This window comes from Anabaena sp. UHCC 0253, assembly GCF_009712085.1.
Lineage (GTDB): Bacteria > Cyanobacteriota > Cyanobacteriia > Cyanobacteriales > Nostocaceae > Dolichospermum.
In genome coordinates this window covers 8,984-15,318 of the sequence record NZ_VILD01000013.1, presented here as the reverse complement: position 1 = coordinate 15,318, position 6,335 = coordinate 8,984, and the positions used below count along the sequence as shown (strand labels likewise).

Genomic DNA, 6,335 nt, shown 5'->3' with positions numbered 1-6,335 from the left:
TTTCTTGAGTGGGAAGGGAGTAATTTCTGCATCTAGTTGCAATGCCAATTCGGCTTGGATATCAACAGCTTCTGATTGTACTTCCTGCGTTTCCCAAATAGCGGTGATGATAGCTGCTTCTTCTTCAGGAGTCTGACAATTGGTTAACTGTTCCCAGAGATGAGCAGCAGTTTGGGATAGTCCTGCTAAGGATTGTTGAGCGAGTGATAAAACCATGATTACCACCTGCCGCAAGTTTGATAGTAGTTATGTTCAGCTTCAATTTGGTTTAGAATAGCTATTGTGCCTGAATCTAAATTAGCATCGAGGCATAAAGCGGAAATGACCTTTTGTGTAACTTGATTATTTTGCTCAATTACGGCAGTCAACTTAGGTTTAAGTGTGGTTACACTTTCTGTTAGAGTTACTGTTAGTTGTTGCATTGTTTGGGTTGCATAACGCCATCAATTTGAGCGCGGTAGCGCATCTAAACTCCATCCATCTTGAAAACTTGAGTTTGCGCCATAGAAAAACTATAGGTTTCAACTTGAACGGGGTTTATCTATGTTTTTATCCCACTTTTTTAAGTTAATTTTGTGTCCTCTGTTCGTTATTTTGTCAATATCAAAAGTTAAACCTGTCAATAGATATGAAACTCATCAAAAAATCTGAAAAGCTCGTCCAAGAAACAAAAATAACCAAGGAAACGAAAAAGGAAACTAAAGAACCAAATTTGCAAGTTGATTTTGCAAATAATCCTGACTTTGTAAATAATATAGAAGAACTAACAGGTGTAGAACAGCCAAAACTAGGGATAGAGTATCAAGAACCTAATTATGTTCCTTTACGATATAATCCCATAGTTCACTCTGTTGGCAAGACGGGATGGCAGGTTTCTGATATTTGGAAAGATATTAGATTGGATAGTTTTTAACTATTACTTAATTCCACTGCTTTTGAATTGGTAAATTTTTACAGAAAGTGTGGTTATTTGGTTATGTCTACTGCTTATTATCCAATCATTCTTTATCCACCGTTAGCAAGACGGGTTACTGGTGATAATCAAGGACAGAAGCATCTAAAAGCTTCGTTTCAAGGATGTGTGGCATTACCAGATGATAAGAGTACAGCCAAGCAAGGTGTGAGTGAAAAGCAGTTTTTTCGGCATTTACTGGCAGCTTTTCCTGGAAATTTGATTTGTCAAGCGGTTGAGTTTGAAATTCCAGGTTATTCTCTCCGCTACTCGGCTGATTTTATCTTTTACCATCATTTATCTGGGTTAGCTCTCGATATTGAAATTGATGAACCTTATACTGGAAATACAGGTAAACCTCACCACTGTATTGATGTTGATGATGATAAAATTCGTAACCGTTTTTTCTTGGAACGGAATTGGGGTGTAATCAGGTTTGCAGAAATTCAGGTGGTGCGTCATCCTTGGAATTGTTGTAAGGTAATCGCTCAAACAATTGCTAAGTTGACAGGAGATAATAGTGTGTTTATGCTGCTGCAAAGATTGGCTGATGTACCTTTACAAAAATGTTGGACAAGGCGTGAAGCTAGGCTGATGGCTAAGAACAATTATCGTCAGTCTTATCTGCCAAAAATGGTAAAATAAAGCGATATATTATTGTTCCGGTACAGCAACGTTTAGAATTACTCAATGATATTCTCTAATAGCGATCGCTTATTGAGAAAAGAAAGGATGAGCGATCTTGTCGTTGTTGATATAAGTGCTGTCTTGCTAAGTACAAGGCATAGATTTTTTGCTACCATAGATTGAAGCACTACTTCAGTAAATTTATTGTTTAGCTTTGTAATGTACAGCATTCTTAAAGATTTGATGTAGAGATACACACATACACAATAAAATGGGAAGATTGGAACAGAAAGATTATAAATGAATTTTAAAAGTGGAAAATTTGTGAGCAATAGTGATCAATCTGAATTTCGCCAAGAAATCAAACTGACGAATATTGAACAGCTTTACCAGATAAAGGATGAGAGCGGACAACCTATCGCTTATGAGGAAGCTAATGGCCGGCAATTATTTAATCATTACCGCCACAACCTCACTAATTATGATCAGGTTCTTGATGATATCCGTGCTGAACAAGGCTACCTAACGGGGAGGCAAGAAAAAAAAGCATCTGTAGCTGCTGCTGAACAAGTTCTCGAAAAATACCGCGATGAACACGTTAAAGTGATCAACGATAGTCAGAAGAAGGGAAATTTACTTAAGACTATCATGCAAAAAGCTGGGGTTAGCACCGCTTCTGCTGTTGTGACTTTCCTTGATTCATGCTCAGACAAAATTAGGGAAATCAGTAAACTTGAGAACAGTCAACAGACATTACAGATATGGAACGATACTTACCGAGTCCAACGAGAACTGGTCAAAAAACTGCTGATTAAAGATGGGGTCTCCGCAGACACGATTAATAAGGTTAATAAGATTTACAGTACACGATCAGTTAATAAGGCATTGGAATTAGGTTCAAGCCTTTTCAATGTGGAAAAGTCTGAGATTCTCACTTTAATCAAGTCTGCTGTTCGGTATACAAAACTTTGACCAGGGACAATATTATGAAAATGCAGGAGATAAAACAGGAAGTTTTTAACCTGACCGACACAAGCAACACTCAACAACTCAAAAAAGAGCATCCTGATCTAACAAAAGGTCGAGACTTACGCTACAAAGAACAATGGGCAAAAATTCTTGAAAAAGTCAAGATGTTGAGGGAAAAAGGTCAAGATATGTCTCTCAGCGATCTTGAAGAATCAGAGGAAATGCTAAGAGCTTCTTTGTTTGAGGTTGGCCATATTGCAGGTTTTAGCAATGACCAAATTGAGATTGATTGGCAACGTATCAAGCTTACAGCCCAATTTGGAGACGTGCATATAGAGGAGTTGTAACAATGCTTCCTATCACTAAGTTAGAATCCCTCCCAAAAATCAGCGGCATATATAAAGTTTTAGATGCTAATAAGAATGTAATTTATGTAGGACAAGCAAAAAATATTCATAGTCGGTGGAATAATGGACATCATAAACTTAGCGAAATTATTGCAGAGTATGGCATAGAAGCTTATATTGACTGGGCGGAAATTCCAGAATGGTTATTGAACCGTGCTGAAAATGCAGCTATATCTTTCTATAAACCTAAGCTGAACTCAAAAACTCCTCCTGTAGTTTAGTAAATAAACAACTATTTAGACTCTTAACAATTCAAAAAATTGGTATAGGCATCATGATTAATTTGGTTATAGATACTTGTGTGTGGCTAAACCTAGCTGCAAATCCAGATTTATATGAAACGATAGAAGCAATTAAAGAAATCTTTGATTCTCAAAAATTTCAACTTATTTTACCAAGCGTTTTAATAACTGAGTTTGAACGAAATAGAGTTCACTTAAAATTAAATTTTGAAAAAGAAATTAAGAAGTATCTTAAGCAATTAAAAGATTTACAAAAATTGCTGCCTTCTAAAGAGAGAGAACTTAGTAAATTCATAGATGAAACACAACAATTATTAGCAAATGGTGGTGATGGAATAAGAACAAACTTAGAATTAATAGATTTACTGTTCAAAAATGCAAAAGTTTTTGAAGTTACTGATGCGATGATGGTTGAAGCTAGTCACAGAACCATCAATCATATTGCACCTGCTACCTCTCCAAAAAGAAGTTCAACAGGGGATTGCTTAATTTGGCTAACTGTTTTAGAAATACTGAAAGAAGGTGAAATTTGGTTTTGTACACATAACAAAAGTGATTTCTCTGTAAAAGGAAAAGGTAGGGAAGATATTCCTGATACAGATTTAGATAATGAAGCATTTGCCATAAATAAAAACGGTTTTAACTACTTTATTGAACCAAATAAATTAATAGAAAAAGCACAAAAAAGATTGGAAATTCAGGCGAAAAGATCATTGCCATCCTATAAACCAGTCTATCAAATTGACAATCCTATAGATTATTTATTTAAGGACTCAGTTTATAATTGTCCTAGTTGCGGCTCATCTAATACTTCTTGGCACATCAGAACTGTACCCCACCAAGGATGGATGAAATTTGTTCAATGTCATGATTGCAAAGCTTCCAATCTTGTGGGAATGGTTGAGGCAGAGAATGATTAGCTGTTCAAATTTTGAATAAGTTTTATCTACCCTCGCTCCTTGACTGAGAGATAAAGAAAATATTATTTATCGCTATTTATTGTTTACTGCAAATTCTCAAGTTCTGCCAACATACCATAAGATTTAAATATTTTTTCACTTTCTTTTAGTCCCACTGGTTTTTTCATATTAATGAAAATATCGCTATCGGTATAATCCCTATTTCCATCTAATAATTTACGTCTATCACTCAACCACTTAACTGATATTTTCCATATATCAATTCCAGGGTTTATCTTGACAGCTTGCCAAATTAGCCATAAACCGATAAGACTGGTTACAGCTAAACTCAAAAAAATACTTTCTGAAGATAAACTGATATTCATATTTGATTTAGCAGTAAATTACTGAATTGTACTAAATTACTTAATCACAGTAGGTTTTGATAAATAAAACTAACCTCAATAAATCAATATTATAAAGCATTACTGTGAGGTTTTATTGCTTAAACCTATCCAGAAAAATTGCTGTTGTAATTGCTCAATAAATATTCAGTTATAGACTCAGATATCTGTTTTTCTTGCTCTAAGGAGAAATTCATCTTTTCAGTAATTTCATTAAGCCAAGCAAAATTTCTCATCATAAAAGCGGCTCTATCATATACATCAATACTAATATGATTGCTAATTATATTAATACCACAAACACATGACATGAGTAATTTCAAGCTATGTGAACTAGGATGATGTCTGAGGAAGAAAAACCAATATCTAACCATAGGTTCTAGTGCTTGTAAATAATGCCTAACCTCTATAATCTCGTATAGTGATCTAGAATCTGAATCGTACCCAGAAATACAAAATTCTACGCTACCCTGACACTTTCGAGCTACAGCAGAGTTAGCAAGGATTCGAGCAAAAAAGTTAGTTGGGACTGAAAAGTCTTGAGACTCAATTTCATTACGAGAAATTACGCAAATAAGAGGATTGAGATTCTCACCCAACAGATTGTTTAATTTCCAGTACCAATCTATCTGATCATTAAAGTCTTTCTCTTCACCTACTAATGATATCAAAGAGGATTTTGCTTCTAACGTGAGCTTTTGTGATTGGGGTATTGGCATTCTCCAACCATTACCATACTCTTCAGTATCATTAATATCAAAATGCCTCCAAAAAACTCTTCACTCTCTGGATTCACAAGGATTATAACTACGGGAACTGGATGATTTAACAAGTAATTTAAATGCTTATTTTCTCCCTGATACCAATATTCACCATATTTTGATTTTTTAAAGTAACTGCTTCCACACTTAATCTGAACTGCAAATGTACGTCCAGTAACTTGATTTTTATCGTTAACGATATCTACATATCCATCAATACCAAAATCTTGCTCTTGGTGTACACGACGGAAGATCCATTGAAAGTGCTGAGAAAATAATCGACTAACAAGGATCACACCCAGTTCACCTTTTTGAGCAGAGTTAGAATACTTTGGAAAACCTGTCATATATTACACTAAGCCATTCAGAGAAAGATAAGGAGTCTCAGCATTTTAGTCTTAATATCAAGGCATATCACGTAAAAAAAGTATAAATTTACGTATTGTATGCTTTTATTGATTATACCCAATCAAAAGTTTTACTAACCGCCTTCTTCCACAACCGATAACAACCTTCCCTCTCCACAGCATCCATCTTCGCTTCCCAAGTCTGATCTAAAAGCCAATTCTCAGACAACTCCTCCAAACTACCCCAGAAACCAGTCGCTAACCCAGCAGCATAAGCTGCCCCTAAAGCAGTAGTTTCTGATACCTGTGGACGAATCACTGGCACACCTAACACATCGCTTTGAAACTGCATCAGCAAGTTGTTGTACACCATCCCACCATCTACCTTCAAAGCCGTTAAATTTACCTGCGCGTCTTCTCTCATCGCATCTAAAACTTCACGAGTCTGCCATGCTGTAGCTTCTAACACTGCACGGGCAATATGACCTTTATTGGTGTAGCTAGTCATCCCCACAATTACACCCCTAGCATCATTGCGCCAATAGGGAGCAAATAACCCAGAAAAGGCAGGGACAAAATAAACACCACCATTATCTGTAACTGTACTGGCTAATGCTTCTACGTCTGCACTGCTTTGAATTAATCCCAAATTGTCACGCAACCATTGAACCAAAGCACCAGCGATCGCTATACTCCCCTCCAAAGCATAAACCGCCGGAGTATCACC

11 protein-coding genes and 1 pseudogene are annotated in these 6,335 nt (G+C 36.1%); 6 read left to right on the top strand and 6 right to left on the bottom strand.

The window, feature by feature from the left end:
* Together FJR38_RS25410 and FJR38_RS25405 are read right to left on the bottom strand one after the other, a co-directional pair.
* A pseudogene (locus tag FJR38_RS25410) lies at positions 1-216 on the bottom strand (hypothetical protein); the annotation flags it as partial.
* Between the two features lie 2 nt (positions 217-218).
* Entirely contained in the window at positions 219-422 is a 204-nt protein-coding gene (locus FJR38_RS25405) for a hypothetical protein (RefSeq protein ID WP_168540182.1), read from the bottom strand.
* Between the two features lie 206 nt (positions 423-628).
* Here FJR38_RS25405 and FJR38_RS25400 point away from each other — a divergent pair, with 206 nt between their 5' ends.
* From FJR38_RS25400 to FJR38_RS25375, 6 genes are all read left to right on the top strand, one after another.
* Positions 629-913: a hypothetical protein gene (locus FJR38_RS25400; RefSeq protein ID WP_174764132.1), complete on the top strand. Its 285-nt coding sequence runs from the start codon at positions 629-631 to the stop codon at positions 911-913.
* 63 nt (positions 914-976) lie between these two features.
* On the top strand, positions 977-1,597 hold the full coding sequence (locus FJR38_RS25395) for a hypothetical protein (protein WP_168540180.1): 621 nt from the start codon (positions 977-979) through the stop codon (positions 1,595-1,597).
* A gap of 282 nt (positions 1,598-1,879) precedes the next feature.
* Entirely contained in the window at positions 1,880-2,551 is a 672-nt protein-coding gene (locus tag FJR38_RS25390; protein ID WP_168540178.1) for a hypothetical protein, read from the top strand.
* A 14-nt stretch (positions 2,552-2,565) separates the two neighbouring features.
* Positions 2,566-2,895 carry a hypothetical protein gene (locus FJR38_RS25385; RefSeq protein WP_168540176.1) on the top strand — a complete coding sequence of 110 codons (330 nt, stop codon included), beginning with the start codon at positions 2,566-2,568 and terminating at the stop codon, positions 2,893-2,895.
* 2 nt (positions 2,896-2,897) lie between these two features.
* Positions 2,898-3,176, top strand: coding sequence for a GIY-YIG nuclease family protein (locus FJR38_RS25380; protein WP_168540174.1), 279 nt, complete (start codon positions 2,898-2,900; stop codon positions 3,174-3,176).
* Between the two features lie 53 nt (positions 3,177-3,229).
* Positions 3,230-4,117 carry a PIN domain-containing protein gene (locus FJR38_RS25375; protein ID WP_168540172.1) on the top strand — a complete coding sequence of 296 codons (888 nt, stop codon included), beginning with the start codon at positions 3,230-3,232 and terminating at the stop codon, positions 4,115-4,117.
* 83 nt (positions 4,118-4,200) lie between these two features.
* Here FJR38_RS25375 and FJR38_RS25370 read toward each other — a convergent pair whose 3' ends face one another.
* From FJR38_RS25370 to FJR38_RS28835, 4 genes are all read right to left on the bottom strand, one after another.
* Complete coding sequence (locus FJR38_RS25370; RefSeq protein ID WP_168540170.1) at positions 4,201-4,482, bottom strand: hypothetical protein; 282 nt, start codon at positions 4,480-4,482, stop codon at positions 4,201-4,203.
* 125 nt (positions 4,483-4,607) lie between these two features.
* A complete protein-coding gene (locus FJR38_RS25365; protein WP_168540168.1) occupies positions 4,608-5,219 on the bottom strand; it encodes a hypothetical protein in 612 nt (203 codons plus the stop codon).
* Positions 5,186-5,608: a DUF4365 domain-containing protein gene (locus FJR38_RS25360; RefSeq protein ID WP_168540166.1), complete on the bottom strand. Its 423-nt coding sequence runs from the start codon at positions 5,606-5,608 to the stop codon at positions 5,186-5,188. Before FJR38_RS25360 ends, FJR38_RS25365 begins: the two co-directional genes overlap by 34 nt.
* A 112-nt stretch (positions 5,609-5,720) precedes the next feature.
* Positions 5,721-6,335: FGGY-family carbohydrate kinase (locus FJR38_RS28835; RefSeq protein WP_254449561.1), on the bottom strand; the 615-nt coding region annotated here is incomplete at its 5' end.